This window comes from Streptomyces sp. NPDC047515 (assembly GCF_040643055.1).
Taxonomy (GTDB): domain Bacteria; phylum Actinomycetota; class Actinomycetes; order Streptomycetales; family Streptomycetaceae; genus Streptomyces.
Genome location: NZ_JBEYTM010000016.1, coordinates 34,361 through 50,105, shown reverse-complemented (window position 1 = coordinate 50,105; position 15,745 = coordinate 34,361). Strand labels below are relative to the sequence as shown.

The following is a 15,745-nucleotide window of genomic DNA, read 5'->3' as shown; positions in this document are numbered from 1 at the left end:
CCCTCCGGCACCGGACGGGCCCGACCCGGCCGGCCGCCGTCCTCGGGACGGACCGGGAACGGACCAGGTGGCGGGCCGGGGCCGGGCCGGGTGGCGGCGGGCCTGCCTCGGACCTGTCACAGTTTCAGGCGTGCGGCGATCGGGAGATGGTCGCTGTCCGTCGCCGGGAGCGTCCACGACGACACCGGCTCGACGTCCTTCACCAGGATCTGGTCGATCCTCGCCATCGGGAACGACGCCGGCCAGCTGAAGCCGAAGCCGTTGCCGGCCGCGCCCTGGGTGGACCTCATCTGCGAGGTGACCGCTTTGAGCGAGCGGTCGTTCATCGTGCCGTTGAGGTCACCGAGCAGGATCACCTTGCCGAGCCGTTCGTCGGCGATGGCCTCGCCCAGGGCGTCCGCGCTGTCGTCGCGCTGGTTGGCCGTGAACCCGGCGTGCAGCTTGACCCGTACGGACGGCAGATGGGCCACATAGACGGCCACCTCGCCCCGGGGGGTCTTCACCGTGGAGCGCATCGCCCGGGTCCAGCCCATCTTGATGTCGACCGGCCGGGTGTTGCTCATCGGGTACTTGCTCCACAGGCCGACGGTCCCCTGCACCGAGTGGTACGGGAAGCGTTCGGCGAGTGCCGCCTCGTACGTCGACACCTTGCCGCTCGGCAGCTCCTCCAGGGCGATGATGTCGGCGCCGGAGCTCGCGACCTGCCGGGCGGTGCCCGCGGGGTCGAGGTTGTCGGCGTTGACATTGTGGGTGGCCACGGTGAGGTCGCCGCCGCTGCCCGACTTGTCGGTGAGCAGCCCGCCGAAGATGTTGAACCAGACCACGATCGGCAGCAGCAGGGCGATCAGCGCGGTCGCCGAGCGGCGCACCAGGCCCAGGATCAGCAGCAGCGGGACGAACGCGCCGATCCACGGCAGGAACGTCTCGGAGAGGCTGCCCAGGTTGCCGATGGCGTTGGGGATCTTCGCATGGAAGGCCATCACCAGGGTGAGGAGGACCGCGCAGAGGGCGAGCACGATTCCGCGCCGCCAGATGCCGGGGTCGCGGGTCCATCTGTCGCGCAGGTCCCGGAATCGGGATCCGGACCCGGTGCGCTGCGGCCCCGTACGGTCGTTCCCGGTGTCCGCTCCGTACGCCTGCACCATCGCGCTGTCCTCACTGCCTTGCCGTGCGTATCGCCGCGCCCTCGACCCTAGGCGATGGGCGGCGCGTTTCCTGCCGTCCACGACGGCTGTACTGCAACGAGGACGAAGGGCGGGGCCCGGAGGGTTCCTGACGGGAGCGGTCTGCGGGGGCTTGTGACAGAACGATCACACTCGCGCGGGCCCCGGGCGCGTCAGGCTCTCAGCCGTCGGCGGCCGGGGCGGAACCCGTCCGTGGGGCGAGGCCCTCGGTCAGCGTCCGGATGATGCGGTCGGCGAGGTCCTCGGGCAGCGGCGCCTCGGGCCGGTGGAGGGTGCGGACGAGCATGGGCCCCAGGAACAGGTCGTTCGTCAGCTCCACGTCCAGGTCCCCGCGCAGCTCGCCCGCGTCGACCGCCCGCCGCACGGCGGCCAGCATGGCGGCGCGGCGGGGCGCTATGACGGTGCACTGGTATTCGGACCACAGCTTGGGGTGGCTCTTCATCTGCGCGAAGACGTTGTGGAGCAGTACGGAGGAGCGCTGGGCGAGGCCGCGTCGGCGCATGGACTCCAGCAGCAGCCGCAGGTCGTCGAGTCCGGCGGTGCCGGATACGGTGGGTTCGGGGAGCTCGATGTCGCGCAGGACGTCGACGAAGAGTTCCTCCTTGCCGCTCCAGCGCCGGTAGATGGTCGCCTTGCCGACCCCGGCGGTGCGGGCGATCCGCTCGATGGACAGGGCGGCGAGGGGCTCACCGGCCTCCAGCAGTTGGACGACGGCGTCCAGGATCGCCCGCTCGGCCGCCGCACTGCGCGGTCGGCCCCTTCGCGGTTCCGGATCCTGCCGGACCGGGTGGTTCCGGCCCTGTGCCTGCGCCTCTACCTGCACCTGAATCCGCCTCTCGCCGCACCGTCCGCTCTTCCGATTCTCGCCGAAGGCGGCGGTGCCCCGGTGAGCCGCCTCCGGGTCCGGGGTCGCCCGGAACCCGGAGGCGGCACTCTTCAGCTCTCCGGGGCCGTCACCGGCCCGCCTCGGCACGTATCGAGGGTTCGCTCTCGCCGGAGCCGCTGGAGCTCTGTTCGACGGGCGGCTTCCCCGGCAGGAAGAGCGCGACCACGACCATGCCCACCAGGGCGATGGCCGCCGAACCGATGGCGGTGACATGCATGGCCTTCAGGAACGCGTCGTTCGCCGCGGCGACCAGCGGGGCGCCCGCCGGGCCCATCTTGTCCGCGACGCCGAGCGTCGCCTCGATCGACTCCCCCGCCGCCTGCCTGGCGGCGGCCGGGAGCGCACCGAGGTGACCCTCGATGCTGCCGCGGTAGACGGTGGACAGCACCGAGCCGAGCACGGCGATACCGAGCGCCCCGCCGACCTGCCGGAACGTGTTGTTGACCGCCGATCCGGAACCTGCCTTCTCCCTGGGCAGTGCCTGCATCACGGAGACCGTGACCGGCGTCATCACATGTGCCATGCCCGTACCCTGCACGAAGAAGAGCACGCACAGCACCCAGACCGGCGTGGTGGCGTCGAACAGCGCGAACGCCGCGAGGCCGAACGCGACGAGCAGCATGCCGACGCCGCAGACCACGCGGGCGCCGAACCGGTCGACGACCAGCCGGGCGCGCGGCGCGAAGATCATCTGGGCGACGGCCAGCGGCAGGATCATCAGACCGGCCTCCAGCGCGCTCCAGCCACGCACGCTCTGCATGTAGAAGGCGGAGAAGAAGGTCACCCCCATGAGCGCGAAGAAGACCAGCGCGATGGCGGCGACGGCCGCGGAGAACGACGGCTCCTTGAAGTACGTGACGTCGAGGGCCGGATGACTGGTGCGCTTCTCGTACTGGACGAACGCGGCCAGGACGACCAGGCCGCCGACGACCGAGAGGAGCACGACGGGGTCGGTGAAGTCGGCGAGCTGTCCGCCGCGGATGATGCCGTACACCAGCAGAACCAGACCGACGATGGACAGCAGCACACCGACGGGGTCCGTCCGGCCCGGCTTCGGGTCCTTGGAGTCCGGCACCAGCAGCACCATCGCGATCAGCGCGACGACCACCACGGGCACGTTGACCAGGAAGATCGAGCCCCACCAGAAGTGTTCGAGCAGCAGTCCGCCGGTGATCGGGCCGATCGCGATGGCGAGGCCGACGCTGCCGGCCCAGATGCCGATGGCCTTGGGCTGCTCGTCGCGTTCGAAGACGTTCATCAGGACGGCGAGCGTGGCGGGCATGACGAACGCGGCGCCGAAGCCCATCACGGCACGCCAGGTGATCAGTTCGCCGGGCGAGCCGGACATGGAGGCGAAGGCGGAGCCGACTCCGAACAGGAGGATGCCGAAGAGCAGCACCTTCTTGCGGCCGATGCGGTCGCCGAGCAGTCCCGCGGTGAACAGGAGTCCGGCGAAGACGAGCGTGTAGGCGTTGATCGCCCACTCCAGCTCGCTCTGGGTGGCACCGATGCCGGTGGGTGCGGGGCTGGCGATGGTCTTGACCGCGACGTTCAGGATCGAGTTGTCCAGCACCACGATGAGCAGACTGAACATCAGAACGACGAGGATCGCCCAACGGCGGCGGTGAACCGCCTCGGGAACCTGGGGCAGGGCGGGGCGAGCGCCCGACGGTATTGACATGTCAGGGAGCTTATATGATTTCGATACGACACCGTCTCGTATTGGAAGGTCTTTACCGGGGTGCCGCCACGGACGCGAACGGGTGGGCCCACTTCCCGTGGACGGCCGCGGGATGCCACCATGGAACCGGTCCGGGGACGCCGTCAGGGCGCCTCGAGATGACGAAGGAGCCGTTGGCAATGTCGCTTCAGGCTGCGCAGAACAAGTCCGCCGCCACCCCCGCGGGAGCCACCACCGACAGCAGCAAGGCGCTGTACGGAGGCAAGAGCACCCGCCGTATCACCATCCATGACATCGCCGCCGCCACCGAGCGCGGCGAGAAGTGGCCCATGCTCACCGCCTACGACGCGATGACGGCGTCCGTCTTCGACGAGGCCGGTATCCCGGTCATGCTGGTCGGTGACTCCATGGGGAACTGCCACCTCGGTTACGAGACCACCGTGCCCGTCACGATGGACGAGATCGCGATCCTCTCCGCCGCTGTCGTACGGGGCACCAAGCGCGCCCTGATCGTCGCCGACCTGCCCTTCGGGGCCTACCAGGAGGGGCCGGTCCAGGCCCTGCGCAACGCCACCCGGCTGATCAAGGAGTCCGGTGTCGGCGCGGTCAAGCTGGAGGGCGGCGAGCGCAGCCACGAGCAGATCCGGCTGCTGGTCGACGCCGGTATCCCGGTCATGGCCCACATCGGTCTGACCCCGCAGTCTGTCAACGCGATGGGCTACCGGGTGCAGGGCCGCGGCGAGGAGGCCGCCCAGCAGCTGCTGCGCGACGCCAAGGCCGTGCAGGACGCGGGCGCGTTCGCCATCGTCCTGGAGCTCGTTCCGGCCGAGCTGGCCGCCGAGGTCACCCGCACCCTGCACATCCCGACCGTCGGCATCGGCGCCGGTCCCGACACGGACGCCCAGGTGCTGGTCTACACCGACATGGTCGGGCTGACCGGCGGCAAGGTGCCGCGCTTCACCAAGCAGTACGCGAACCTCCGCCAGGTGCTGGGCGACGCCGCGAAGGAGTTCGCGGAAGAGGTCGTGGGCGGCGCGTTCCCGGCCGCGGAGCACACCTTCCACTAGGTTCTTCCGTTCGGACCGAGCCGCGAGCCCGGCGTGATCCGAACGAGCGGCCCTGGGGTCCTTCGTCCGGATCCGGCGTGATCCGAACGAAAGCCCCACTTCCCCCGGGGTCCACCCGTTCAGCGGGACGGACCCCGGGTACGGACCACTGCCCGCACCACCGGCAGCCCGCCGACATCCCCCATCGGCGGGCTGTCGGCCCGTTGTCGGCGGACTGTCGGTGGCGCCTGGTCCCATGGTGGGCATGACGCGAATCGACAAGAACCCCAGGCGCGGCCCGAACGCCGTCGAGGTCCGGGGACTGGTCAAGCACTACGGCTCGACCAAGGCTCTGGACGGCGTGGACCTCGATGTCCGCGAGGGCACCGTGCTCGGTGTGCTCGGCCCCAACGGAGCCGGCAAGACCACGCTCGTACGCTGCCTGTCCACCCTGATCGTCCCCGACGCCGGGCACGCCGTCGTGGCGGGCTACGACGTGGTGAAGCAGCCCCGGCAGCTGCGCCGCACCATCGGCCTGACCGGGCAGTACGCCTCGGTCGACGAGAAGCTCTCCGGCTGGGAGAACCTCTACATGATCGGGCGGCTGCTCGATCTGCCGCGCAAGACCGCCCGCGCCCGTGCCGACGAGCTGCTGGAGCGGTTCTCGCTCACCGACGCCGCCAAGCGCGCCGCGATGGACTACTCCGGCGGCATGCGGCGCCGGCTCGATCTGGCCGCCTCGATGATCGGCAGCCCGGCCGTGCTCTACCTGGACGAGCCGACGACGGGGCTCGACCCCCGGACCCGCAACGAGGTCTGGGACGAGGTGCAGCGGATGGTCGCGGAGGGGGCGACCGTCCTGCTCACCACCCAGTACATGGAAGAGGCCGAGCAGCTCGCGAACGAGCTCACCGTCATCGACAAGGGCCGGATCATCGCCAACGGCGGGGTCGACGAGCTCAAGGCGAAGGTCGGCGGCCGCACCCTGCAGATCCGGCCCTCGGACCCGGCGCAGCTGGCCGCGATGGCGCAGGCGCTCAGGGAGGCCGGCCTCGACGGGATCGCGGGCGCCCAGGCCGTCCCGGACGAAGGCCTGCTGTACGTACCGATCCTCAGCGACGAGCAGCTGACCGCCGTCATCGGCCTGCTCGGCACCCGGGGCTTCTCGCTGGCCCATGTCGCCACCGCACTGCCCAGCCTGGACGAGGTCTTCCTGGCCATCACCGGCGAGAAGAGCGCTTCCGCCACCGACACGATCCCCACGGAGGTCGCGGCATGAGCACGACGATCCAGAAGCCCGCCCCCGCCGATGCCGCCGCTGTCGGCCGGCCGACGGCTCCCGCCGGAGAGGGCCGGATCGGGCTGCGCGGCAATCTGCGGCACATCGGGGCGCTGATGCGGCGCAATCTGCTCCAGATCAAGAAGGATCCGGAGTCGATGTTCGATGTGCTGCTGATGCCCATCATCTTCACCCTGCTGTTCGTGTACGTCTTCGGCGGATCCATCGGGTCGAGCCTGGGCGGCGACCGGCAGACGTACATCAACTACGTCGTCCCCGGCCTGATGGCGATGATGGGCATGAACATCGCCACCGCGGTCGGGACCGGTGTCAACGAGGACTTCCACAAGGGGGTCATGGACCGGTTCCGGACGATGCCGATCGCCCGCTCCTCGGTCCTCATCGCGAAGATCGCGGTCGAGCTGGGCCGGATGATGGTCGCCACGGCGATCCTGCTCGGCATGGGCTTCCTGCTCGGCATGGAGCTGAAGACCTCGGTGCTCGGCCTGCTCGCGGCGGTCGGCCTGTCGGCGGCCTTCGGCGCCGCGATCATGTGGATCTTCATCCTGCTCGGGCTGTCCCTGAAGACACCCCAGGCGGTTCAGGGACTGGGGATGCTGGTGCTCATTCCGCTGCAGTTCGGCTCTTCGATCTTCGCCCCGACCGCCACGATGCCCGGCTGGCTCCAGGCGTTCACCGACTACAACCCGCTGTCCAACCTGGCGGACGCGGCGCGCGGGCTGATGATCGGCGGGCCGGTCGCCCACTCGATGTGGCTGACGCTCGGCTGGGCGGTGGCGATCACCGCGGTGACGGCGCCGCTCGCGGTCTCCAAGTTCCGCAAGCGGAGCTGAGCCGTCACCGGTACGCCTCGACGAGGGCGGTGGCCTCCTCCAGGGAGAGGCCGCCGCCCTCGGCGTACGCGCTCTCGTAGGCGACCCGGCCGAGGACGGCGACGGCCAGTCGCTCCGCCTCGGCCCAGTCGTGCCGCTCCATCGACGTCGGTACGTGGCCCAGGGGCAGCAGTCCGCGGCCGGCCCCCAGCAGCCGGGCCGCGGTCGCGGCCCGGCGCTCGCCGCCGATGCCGGCCAACGACCGTGCGAGGCAGACGAGATGGTTGACGGACATGTGGGGCGCCACCATCCGGGACAGCCGGTCGTGCGACCGGACCAGCGCCTTCAGTCCCTTGGGCAAGGCCTCGGCGTACCGGCCGTCCTGGTTGTCCAGCCAGGCCAGTCCGCCCAGCATGAAGCCCTCGAAGATGGCCAGCGTCTCGGAGCGGAACTCCTCGCGCACCGCTTCCAGTTGCTCCCGGGCCTCGCCGGTGCGTCCGGTCCGTCCCAGCCACAGGGCGAGGAAGAGCCGGGCGGCGGGCATCGCCTCGTGACCAGTACGTCCCTCCGCGACCACCTCCCGAAGGATCGCCTCGCCCTCGTCGCCGCGGCCGAGTTCGGTGAGCACGGACGCGTACCGGGACCGCAGGACCGACACCTGGGACTCGGCGCCGAGCTCTCGCGCGTAGCCGATGGCGGCCCGGAAGTCCTCGGCCGCGCGCACGTACTCGCCCCGTTTCTCGTTGGCCTCGCCCCGGGAGGAGAGCGCCTCGGCGGCGCCCCAGTCGTCGCCGAGGCGGACGAAGATCTCCAGGCTCTCGTCCGCGTCACGGCGCGCGTCTCCCGCCCATTCGGACCGGTTGGCCAGCACGTTGGCGCGCATCTGGAGCGCACCGGCCAGTTCCCACGCGTAGCCGAACTCCCGGCTGGCACGGACCGTTTCGTCCAGCAGCTCGCGCAGGTCGTCGACCCCGCCGGTCAGCATGACCGCGAAGAACCAGAGCGACGCCGGGGTGCGGCAGGTCTGCGGCTGGCCCGCGCGGTAGGTGTCCGCGATGACGCGCAACCGGGCCATTCCCCTCGCGTCGGTCCACACGTCCTGGGAGTGGTCCATGCTGACCAGTTGGACCAGGGCCACCTGGCGCCGTGCTTCCTGGAGCAGTTCGGGCGACATGGGCGGCGGCGCGTCGATGCAGCGCTCGTGGAGGGACGGCGCGGGTTCGGCGGGCCCGGCGAACGGGTCGGGGCCCAGCGCGGCGGCCATGTCGGCCCAGTGCAGGGCGTCGGTGCGCAGATCGCGCATCTGCCAGTACCAGCACAGCGACAGCACCATGCAGAGCGCCTCCTGCTCGTCGCGGGCGGCGACGGCCCGGCGCAGGGCGATGCGGAGGTTCTCGTACTCGCGCTGGAGGAGGTCGATCGCGGCCCGCTGCCCGGCGCCGCGGAGCTCGGGGTCGGCGGTCCGGGCCAGTTCCCGGAAGTGCACCAGGTGGCGCCGCTCCACGGCGCCCCGCTCCGCCGCCTCGTCGAGCCGTTCGGCGGCGTACTCGCCCACGGTCTCCAGCAGCCGGTAGCGCATCTCGCCGCCGTCGGCGGGCGCGGCGACGACGAGGGACTTGTCGACGAGCGAGCCGAGCAGCCCGGCGACGTCGGGCACACCCCGCGGGCCGTCCGTGCAGACGGCCTCGGCGGCGGCCAGGGTGCAGCCGCCCGCGAAGACCGACAGACGGCGCAGCACGGCCCGTTCGGAGTCGTCGAGCAGGTCCCAGGACCAGTCGACGACGGCACGCAGCGTCTGCTGGCGGGGCAGGACGGTACGGGCGCCGCTGGTGAGCAGACGGAACCGGTCGTCGAGCCGGTCGGCGATCTGGCGCGGGGTGAGCATCCGCAGCCGGGCGGCGGCGAGTTCGATGGCGAGCGGCAGCCCGTCGAGGCGGCGGCAGATCTCGGCGACGGCCGCGGCGGTCTCCTCGTCCGCGTCGGCCCGGAAGCCGGGCCGCGCGGCGGCGCCGCGGTCGGTGAACAGCCGGAGCGCCATCGGGTCGGGCAGCGGGTCGACGGGCCGGACGAACTCGCCGGGCACCCCGAGGGGTTCGCGGCTGGTGGCCAGTACGGTGAGTTCCGGACAGCGGGCGAGGAGATGGTCGGCGAGGGTGGCGGCGGCCCCGACGACGTGCTCGCAGTTGTCCAGCAGGAGGAGCATCCGGCGCCGTGAGCAGTACTCGGTGAGGCGTACGAGGGGGTCGCCGGCGTTGCCCTCGGCGACCCTCAGCTCCTCGGCGCCGGCCCCGCGCAGCACGGTCTCGCGGGCGCCGAGCGCGGTCAGCACGGCCTGCGGGACCGCCTCGGGATCGTCGACGGGGGCCAGTTCGGCCAGCCAGACGCCGTCCGGCCAGGCGGAGGCGACGGATTCGGCGGCCTCCTGGGAAAGCCGGGTCTTGCCCGCCCCGCCGGGGCCCAGGAGGGTGACCAGCCGGGCGTGCGAAAGGTCCTCGCGCAGGGCGTCGATGTCGCCCTCGCGCCCGACGAAGCTGGTGAGCCGGGCCCGGAGGTTTCCCCGCGGGGCGGCGGGGGTCCGGGTACGGGCGGCCGGGGCCGCCACGACCGGCCGATCCGGGTCCCGATGGAGCAACTCGGCGTGCAGGGACCGCAGTTCGGGGCCGGGATCGGTACCGAGGCGGTCGGCGAGCACGGTGCGCACCTCGTCGTACGCGGCCAGCGCCTGCGCCGGGCGCCCGGCGTCGCGCAGGGCCCGCAGCCGCAGCGCCTGGAGGGGTTCGTCGATCGGGTGCTCGGCGCAGAGGGCGAGCAGTTCGGGCAGGATCTCGTCCGGGCGGCCGAGCGCGAGGGCGGCGGCGAGTCCGGTGCGCCGGGCGTCCAGACGCCGGGCAGCCCAGCGGGCCGCGACGGCGCCGCGGTCGGGGAGATCGGCCAGGACCGGCCCCCGCCACAGGGCGAGCGCGTCGTCGAGCACGGTCTGGGCCTTCGCCGCGTCGCCCGCCTCCAGTGCCCGCGCGCCCTCCGCCGCGAGCCGCTCGAATCGGTACAGGTCGACCGCGTCCGGCTCCGCGGCGAGCCGGTAGCCGCTCTCCGCCGAGGCGACCGCCGCATGGCCGAGCGCCCGTCGGAGCCGGCCGACGAGCGCCTGCAGGGCACCCACCGCGTCGGCCGGCGGGTCGCCGTCCCACACCTCGTCGATGAGGACAGCGGCCGGGACGGTGCGGCCGGGGCGCAGCGCGAGGACGGTGAGGAGGGCGCGCAGCCGTGCCCCGCCGAGGGCGACGGCCGTGCCGTCGTCGCGGAGTGCCAGGGTGGTTCCGAGGATGCAGTAACGCACGCGCCTATTCTCCGTGACCGGGGCCGGGAAGGGGACGCACGTTCGGCCGTACCCGTGTTCGCCGTGTGCCGGAATCGTTCGTCATGCCCCCACCCTTCACGGAACCACCGCCCCGACGTGAGACGTTTGTGACGTGTCGGCTGTACGGTCGCTCTCGCCGCCCGTCGCCCCGTCCCTCTTCCGGCCAGCCACCTGGAGTTCGCCGATGACCACCGCAAGCGCCCGCAGCGACCGGCGGATCAGCCCGGTCTTCCTCGGGATCGTCGCCGTGATGGCGGTGTCGGCCTGGGCGGTGTGGACGGATTTCGCGCAGCAGCCCGGAATCGCCTTCTTCCTCTTCGTGACGGCGGCCTGGGTGGTGTCGCTCTGTCTGCACGAGTACGCGCATGCCCGTACCGCGCTGCACAGCGGGGACATCTCCATCGGGGCGAAGGGCTATCTGACCCTGAATCCGCTGAAGTACACCCATGCGCTGCTGAGCATCGTGCTTCCGGTGCTGTTCGTGATCATGGGCGGTATCGGTCTGCCCGGCGGTGCGGTCTTCATCGAGCGGGGCCGGATCAGCGGGCGCTGGAAGCACAGCCTGATCTCGGCGGCGGGCCCGCTGACGAACGTGCTGTTCGCGATCGTGTGCACGGCGCCGTTCTGGCTGCACGCGCTGGACGGCGTGCCGGTCGGCTTCCAGTACGCGCTGGGATTCCTGGCGCTGCTCCAGGTCACCGCGGCGATCCTCAACTTCGTCCCGGTGCCGGGGCTGGACGGCTACGGCGTGATCGAGCCCTGGCTCTCGTACCGGATCCGCCGGCAGGCCGAGCCGTTCGCCCCGTTCGGGCTGATCGCGGTCTTCGGTGTGCTGTGGATCCCCGAGATCAACCACGCGTTCTTCGACGCGATCCACGCTCTGCTGCGGACCCTGGGCATCAGCGAGTTCACGACGTACTGCGGATTCGACACCTACCGCTTCTGGCAGGCGGCCGATCCGGTCTGCGCGGTCAACCGCTGACCGCCGCTCAGCCGGCGGCCTGTGCGCGCTGCCGACGGAGGTAGAACCACGCCATGTTGGACGAGAGCCCGGCCAGCAGCACCCAGACGATCCCGAGCCAGCTGCCCTGGACGAACGAGATCACGGCCGCGACGACGGCCAGGACGCAGACGGCGATGGCGTAGAGAGCGAGGCGGGGCATGGGGGGCGGCTCCTGTCCGGGGTGGTGCACGGTCCCGTCCAGTGTCCCCCATGCCCCTTTCGGCTCGCCGCAGGGTGGGGCGGGAACGTGCTCAGACGTCGGTGGTACGCAGCCCCGCGTGCGCCTGGTAGCGACGGTTGACCGAGATCAGGTTGGCGACCAGCGACTCGACCTGGTGGGCATTGCGCAGCCGCCCGGCGAAGATGCCGCGCATACCGGGGATCCGGCCCGCCAGCGCCTGCACGAGGTCGGTGTCGGCGCGGGCCTCGCCGAGCACCAGCACATCGGTGTCGATCTCCTCGATGGCCTCGTCCTGCAGCAGCACCGCCGAGAGGTGGTGGAAGGCCGCGGTGACCCGGGACTCCGGCAGCAGGGCGGCGGCCTGCTCGGCGGCACTGCCCTCCTCGGGCTTCAGGGCGTAGGCGCCCTTCTTGTCGAAGCCGAGCGGGTTCACGCAGTCGATGACCAGCTTGCCCGCGAGCTCGTCGCGCAGCGACTCCAGGGTCTTGGCATGGCCGTCCCAGGGCACGGCGACGATCACGACATCGCTGCGGCGCGCGCATTCGGCGTTGTCCGCGCCCTCGACGCCGTGGCCGAGCTCGTCGGCGGCGGTCCGCGCGCGGTCGGCGGCGCGGGAGCCGATGATCACCTTCTGCCCGGCGCGGGCGAAGCGGTGGGCGAGCCCGCGGCCCTGCGGCCCGGTGCCGCCGAGCACGCCGACGGTCAGTCCGGACACATCGGGGAGGTCCCACGGGTCCTTGGCGGGGGGCTTGGGCGCACTGCCACTGTCATTCGTAGTCATGGCTGCGACACTACTGCCCGCGTCGGTAAGGAACGCCTTGTCGTCCCACCAGCGGTCCGGCTCGCAGCGCCGGACCCGTTCGGACGGTTCCGGCGGCGTTCGCCGGTGGCGGGGCCAGGCCCTGGGGCATGATGCCGGGCCATGGATGCCGTACGTGTCGCCCTGCTGCGCGAAGTGCTCGCCGGGACGGAGTGGCCCGCGGCGGCCCGGCGGTTCGCCGGGGCGCTCAGATCCTCCGTCGTCCCGCACGGCGGCGGTCTGCTGCTGGTGGGCACGGCGGCGTACGAGCCGTGGCACCTGGCGGCCCATCTGGTGGACGAGTCCGCCTGGTCCGGGCTGCCGGAGCTGGCCCCCACTCTGGTGCGCCATCGGGTGGATCCGGGTGATCCGGCGCACCTGGCCGTCGGTCTGGCCCGGATCGAGGCGGCCGGGCGGGGCGAGACGCTGCTGCTGGTGGCCCCGGAGCGGCCCGGCGCCGGGCTGCTGGAGCGGGTGCACGACGCTCGTCGGGCCGGGGCGACGGTCCTCTCGCTGGACGGCGGCGACCCCGAGGTACGGGGGCTCGCCCACGAGACGCTCGCGGTGACCGCCACCGACGATGTCGACCTGGACACCGTGCAGCACCTGGTGAGCGCGGCCGCCGGGGAGAACAGCGCCCCCGCGCCGCGCGGCCGCCGCCGCTTGCGGGACCGGCTCTCCCGGCTCGCCGACCAGCTGACGGCACCACCACCGGCCCGGTGGTGAGCACCGGGGCCCCGGCGGCACGATCCGCCGGGACGCCGGGCGCCCCGGCCGCCCCACACCCCGGCCGCCGCGCACTCCCTCGCCCCCTGGGTTCCACGGCTGCCGCGATAATCTGTTGCAGCGCGCACCGGCGGCGCCGGAGCATGGCCTCTCGTGACCTCAGCTCCCTCCCCGGCCACCCGGCTGCGCGCGCTGCTGCCCGACCTCTCGCCACTGCGCTCCTCGGCCGACTTCCGGCTGCTGTGGATCCAGGGGCTGGTGACCTACTTCGGCAGCTTCATGGCGTTGATCGCGCTGCCGCTCCAGATCAAGGAGCTGACGGGTTCACCGCTGGCCGTCGGCGCGATGGGCGCGGTCGAGCTGGTGCCGCTGGTCGTCTTCGGTCTGTACGGAGGGGCGCTCGCGGACGCCGTGGACCGCCGCAAGGTGATCCTGGGCACCGAGGCGGGGCTGGGGCTGCTCGCCCTCGTACTCCTGGTGAACGCCGCGCTGCCCGACCCCCTGCTCTGGCCGCTCTATCTGGTCGCGGGCGGGGTCTCCGCGCTCGCCGGGCTCCAGCGGCCCGCGCTGGACTCCCTGATGGCCCGGATCGTGCCGCACCACCAGCTGACCGCGGCCGCCGCGCTGAACTCGTTGCGCTGGCAGTTCGGCGCGATCACCGGTCCCGCGGTGGCCGGACTGGTGGTGGCCTACGCCGGGCACGCCACGGCCTACACGGTCACGGTGGCCACGTTCACCGTCTCCGTGCTGCTGTGCCTGCGGCTGGCACCCGCGCCGCCCTCCCCGGACAGCGCGAAGCCCTCGCTGCGCGGCATAGCGGAGGGGGCGAGGTACGCCTGGAACCGGCCGGTGCTGCTGGGGACCTACGCGGTCGATCTGGCGGCGATGTTCTTCGCCTTCCCGAACACGATCTTCCCGTTCCTCGCCGACGAGCTGGACGCCGAGTGGTCACTGGGCCTGATGTACGCGGCGGGGTCGGTCGGTTCCCTGGTCCTGGGCCTGACCAGCGGCTGGACGTCGCGGGTACGGCGGCACGGGCTCTTCGTGGTGTTCGGGGCGGCGGCCTGGGGGCTGGCGATCGCGGCGGCCGGGTGGTTCAGCGACGTGTGGCTGGTGCTGCTCTGTCTGGCCGTGGCGGGCGCGGGCGACATGCTCAGCGGTCTCGGCCGTTCCACGATCTGGAACCAGACCATCCCGGAGGAGCTGCGGGGCCGGCTGGCGGGCATCGAGGTGCTCTCGTACAGCGTCGGCCCGCAACTGGGCCAGGTGCGGGCCGGTGCGATGGCGGGGTGGACGGGGACCCGCTCCGCGATCTGGGGCGGGGGCGTGGCGTGCGTCGCCTCGGTCGCGCTGCTGACCGCGACGCTGCCGAAGCTGCTGACGTACGACTCCGAGACGGACGAGGACGCGGTGCGCAGGCGCGCGGCCAGGGAGTCGAGCCCGTCCGGCGTCTGAGGAACGGGGACCGGGGGCGCCCCCGGTCCCGGCGTCCCGGTCCCGGCCCCGGTCAGGCCTCCGCATCAGGCGGCGTGCCCCGGTCGTGCCACTTGGGGTCCGTCTCCCACTCCAGATTCCGCTCCTGCGCCGTCTCCATCGCGTGGCGCGCCTCCTCGGGGGTGGCGTACGGCCCGAAACGGTCCTTGGCCGGGCACTCGGGGCCCTCCTCGACCTTCTGATGCTGCAGGCAGTAGTACCACTCGCCCGGCTTGCCGGCCGTGCGCTTCTTGAACAGGGCCATCATCGGCTCCTTCCCTCGGGGTCATGCTGCCCCAAGCGCCCTGGTTAGACTCGCTGACATGTCTGGCCAGTCGCTGCTCGTACCCGGGGAGATCACTCCCATCCGTTCCGTACCCGGAAACATCCGGCGCCCCGAGTACGTGGGCAAGCCGGGCCCCACCCCGTACACCGGTCCGGAGGTGCAGGACGCCGACACCGTCGAGCGCATGCGCGTCGCGGGGCGGATCGCCGCGCAGGCGATGGCGGAGGCCGCGAAGCACATCGCCCCGGGCGTCACGACGGACGAACTCGACCGGGTCGCCCACGAGTTCATGTGCGACCACGGCGCCTACCCGTCGACGCTCGGCTACCGGGGATTCCCCAAGTCGCTCTGCACCTCGCTCAACGAGGTGATCTGTCACGGCATCCCGGACTCCACGGTGCTGCGCGACGGCGACATCGTGAATCTCGACGTCACGGCCTACATCAACGGGGTGCACGGCGACAACAACGCCACGTACCTCTGCGGCGACGTGGACGAGGAGTCCCGGCTGCTCGTGGAGCGCACCGAGGAGGCGCTGAACCGCGCCGTCAAGGCGGTCCGGCCGGGGCGCCAGGTCAATGTGATCGGGCGGGTCATCGAGTCGTACGCGAAGCGCTTCGGGTACGGGGTGGTGCGGGACTTCACCGGGCACGGGATCAATTCCTCGTTCCACTCCGGTCTGATCATCCCGCACTACGACAGCCCGCACGCGACCACCTTGATGCGGCCCGGCATGACGTTCACCATCGAGCCGATGCTGACGCTGGGCAGCCATGACTACGACATGTGGGACGACGGCTGGACCGTGGTGACGAAGGACCGCAGGCGTACGGCCCAGTTCGAGCACACGCTGGTGGTCACGGAGACGGGCGCCGAGATCCTGACGCTCCCGTAACCACACGGACAGTTCTTTCCCGAAGCGGTCGCCCCCGGGCGGCCGCTTTCTCGTGTTCCCGTTGCTCCCACTGTCCGCGCGAACCCGGCGCGGCGGTTGAACCAGGCGTATCGTT

14 protein-coding genes are annotated in these 15,745 nt (G+C 71.8%); 7 read left to right on the top strand and 7 right to left on the bottom strand.

Annotated features, from left to right (window positions below; genetic code table 11):
- Positions 1-116 precede the first annotated feature (116 nt).
- The 3 genes from ABZ826_RS16120 to ABZ826_RS16110 form a co-directional block, all read right to left on the bottom strand.
- A complete protein-coding gene (locus ABZ826_RS16120; RefSeq protein WP_361447583.1) occupies positions 117-1,145 on the bottom strand; it encodes an endonuclease/exonuclease/phosphatase family protein in 1,029 nt (342 codons plus the stop codon).
- Positions 1,146-1,344: 199 nt separating this feature from the next.
- Positions 1,345-2,007, bottom strand: a complete 663-nt coding sequence (locus ABZ826_RS16115; RefSeq protein ID WP_361447736.1) for a TetR/AcrR family transcriptional regulator — start codon at positions 2,005-2,007, stop codon at positions 1,345-1,347.
- A 130-nt stretch (positions 2,008-2,137) separates the two neighbouring features.
- Positions 2,138-3,751: an MFS transporter gene (locus ABZ826_RS16110; protein ID WP_361447581.1), complete on the bottom strand. Its 1,614-nt coding sequence runs from the start codon at positions 3,749-3,751 to the stop codon at positions 2,138-2,140.
- Positions 3,752-3,930: 179 nt separating this feature from the next.
- Between ABZ826_RS16110 and panB the strand changes: the two genes are divergently transcribed.
- The 3 genes from panB (at position 3,931) to ABZ826_RS16095 (ending at position 6,930) form a co-directional block, all read left to right on the top strand.
- Complete coding sequence (gene panB / locus ABZ826_RS16105) at positions 3,931-4,818, top strand: 3-methyl-2-oxobutanoate hydroxymethyltransferase (protein ID WP_361447579.1); 888 nt, start codon at positions 3,931-3,933, stop codon at positions 4,816-4,818.
- 235 nt (positions 4,819-5,053) lie between these two features.
- Positions 5,054-6,076 carry an ATP-binding cassette domain-containing protein gene (locus ABZ826_RS16100; RefSeq protein ID WP_361447577.1) on the top strand — a complete coding sequence of 341 codons (1,023 nt, stop codon included), beginning with the start codon at positions 5,054-5,056 and terminating at the stop codon, positions 6,074-6,076.
- Positions 6,073-6,930: an ABC transporter permease gene (locus tag ABZ826_RS16095; RefSeq protein ID WP_361447575.1), complete on the top strand. Its 858-nt coding sequence runs from the start codon at positions 6,073-6,075 to the stop codon at positions 6,928-6,930. The genes ABZ826_RS16100 and ABZ826_RS16095 overlap by 4 nt, the downstream gene beginning before the upstream one ends.
- Before the next feature lie 4 nt (positions 6,931-6,934).
- Here the strand turns inward: ABZ826_RS16095 and ABZ826_RS16090 are convergent, their stop codons facing one another.
- Positions 6,935-10,246, bottom strand: a complete 3,312-nt coding sequence (locus ABZ826_RS16090) for a BTAD domain-containing putative transcriptional regulator (RefSeq protein WP_361447573.1) — start codon at positions 10,244-10,246, stop codon at positions 6,935-6,937.
- 205 nt (positions 10,247-10,451) lie between these two features.
- Between ABZ826_RS16090 and ABZ826_RS16085 the strand changes: the two genes are divergently transcribed.
- Positions 10,452-11,249, top strand: coding sequence for a site-2 protease family protein (locus ABZ826_RS16085; protein ID WP_361447571.1), 798 nt, complete (start codon positions 10,452-10,454; stop codon positions 11,247-11,249).
- A 7-nt stretch (positions 11,250-11,256) separates the two neighbouring features.
- On the opposite strand, the gene ABZ826_RS16080 is transcribed toward ABZ826_RS16085, so the two are convergent.
- Complete coding sequence (locus ABZ826_RS16080; protein ID WP_361447569.1) at positions 11,257-11,430, bottom strand: hypothetical protein; 174 nt, start codon at positions 11,428-11,430, stop codon at positions 11,257-11,259.
- Between the two features lie 91 nt (positions 11,431-11,521).
- Positions 11,522-12,232, bottom strand: a complete 711-nt coding sequence (gene npdG, locus ABZ826_RS16075; RefSeq protein WP_361447567.1) for an NADPH-dependent F420 reductase — start codon at positions 12,230-12,232, stop codon at positions 11,522-11,524.
- Positions 12,233-12,373: 141 nt separating this feature from the next.
- Here npdG and ABZ826_RS16070 point away from each other — a divergent pair, with 141 nt between their 5' ends.
- Positions 12,374-12,976, top strand: coding sequence for a hypothetical protein (locus tag ABZ826_RS16070; protein ID WP_361447565.1), 603 nt, complete (start codon positions 12,374-12,376; stop codon positions 12,974-12,976).
- A gap of 153 nt (positions 12,977-13,129) precedes the next feature.
- Positions 13,130-14,431, top strand: coding sequence for an MFS transporter (locus ABZ826_RS16065; protein ID WP_361447563.1), 1,302 nt, complete (start codon positions 13,130-13,132; stop codon positions 14,429-14,431).
- A gap of 52 nt (positions 14,432-14,483) precedes the next feature.
- Here ABZ826_RS16065 and ABZ826_RS16060 read toward each other — a convergent pair whose 3' ends face one another.
- Positions 14,484-14,714, bottom strand: a complete 231-nt coding sequence (locus tag ABZ826_RS16060) for a hypothetical protein (protein WP_361447561.1) — start codon at positions 14,712-14,714, stop codon at positions 14,484-14,486.
- A gap of 58 nt (positions 14,715-14,772) precedes the next feature.
- Between ABZ826_RS16060 and map the strand changes: the two genes are divergently transcribed.
- Positions 14,773-15,630, top strand: coding sequence for a type I methionyl aminopeptidase (gene map, locus ABZ826_RS16055; RefSeq protein ID WP_361447559.1), 858 nt, complete (start codon positions 14,773-14,775; stop codon positions 15,628-15,630).
- Positions 15,631-15,745 lie beyond the last annotated feature (115 nt).

What these genes read in the sequence shown, in the direction of transcription:
- ABZ826_RS16120 (WP_361447583.1), bottom strand. Translation starts at nt 1,145, where the DNA reads ATGGTGCAGGCGTACGGAGCGGACACCGGGAACGACCGTACGGGGCCG.
- ABZ826_RS16110 (WP_361447581.1), bottom strand. Translation starts at nt 3,751, where the DNA reads ATGTCAATACCGTCGGGCGCTCGCCCCGCCCTGCCCCAGGTTCCCGAG.
- panB (WP_361447579.1), top strand. Translation starts at nt 3,931, where the DNA reads ATGTCGCTTCAGGCTGCGCAGAACAAGTCCGCCGCCACCCCCGCGGGA.
- ABZ826_RS16100 (WP_361447577.1), top strand. Translation starts at nt 5,054, where the DNA reads ATGGTGGGCATGACGCGAATCGACAAGAACCCCAGGCGCGGCCCGAAC.
- ABZ826_RS16095 (WP_361447575.1), top strand. Translation starts at nt 6,073, where the DNA reads ATGAGCACGACGATCCAGAAGCCCGCCCCCGCCGATGCCGCCGCTGTC.
- ABZ826_RS16085 (WP_361447571.1), top strand. Translation starts at nt 10,452, where the DNA reads ATGACCACCGCAAGCGCCCGCAGCGACCGGCGGATCAGCCCGGTCTTC.
- ABZ826_RS16080 (WP_361447569.1), bottom strand. Translation starts at nt 11,430, where the DNA reads ATGCCCCGCCTCGCTCTCTACGCCATCGCCGTCTGCGTCCTGGCCGTC.
- npdG (WP_361447567.1), bottom strand. Translation starts at nt 12,232, where the DNA reads ATGACTACGAATGACAGTGGCAGTGCGCCCAAGCCCCCCGCCAAGGAC.
- ABZ826_RS16070 (WP_361447565.1), top strand. Translation starts at nt 12,374, where the DNA reads ATGGATGCCGTACGTGTCGCCCTGCTGCGCGAAGTGCTCGCCGGGACG.
- ABZ826_RS16060 (WP_361447561.1), bottom strand. Translation starts at nt 14,714, where the DNA reads ATGGCCCTGTTCAAGAAGCGCACGGCCGGCAAGCCGGGCGAGTGGTAC.
- map (WP_361447559.1), top strand. Translation starts at nt 14,773, where the DNA reads ATGTCTGGCCAGTCGCTGCTCGTACCCGGGGAGATCACTCCCATCCGT.